Annotated in this window: 1 protein-coding gene; it reads left to right on the top strand. The window is 52.8% G+C overall.

Going from position 1 to position 267, the window contains the following annotated elements:
* On the top strand, positions 1-267 hold a 267-nt coding region (locus tag R0J87_RS20990), incomplete at both ends, for a hypothetical protein (protein WP_498888685.1).

Here is a 267-nt window from a genome sequence, read left to right as displayed (position 1 = left end):
CCTGTCACAACTGCAGGCGAGTGCCGGGGTGGAATGGCTGAAGGGCAAAGCGCAAGAACTTCATGAAGAACTGATGGCGTTTGCCGGATTCGATGCTGCGCTGCAAAGCTTCGAAGCAAAGAGCTTGATGAAGAACATGGCGCAGCTTTTTGAGAATGTCATCGCACTTGAATGGGCGGAGAGACAAGGCGGCATTTATGTGCCGCTTGCAGTGGTTTTCACCGAATTGTCCTGGGGCACGAGAGCATTTGGCGAAGAGATGACAAG

It is taken from the genome of Halomonas sp. SIMBA_159 (assembly GCF_046536035.1).
Lineage (GTDB): Bacteria > Pseudomonadota > Gammaproteobacteria > Pseudomonadales > Halomonadaceae > Vreelandella > Vreelandella venusta_A.
Note: the sequence above shows the minus strand (reverse complement) of the source record. Positions and strands in the feature narration are given on the sequence as shown.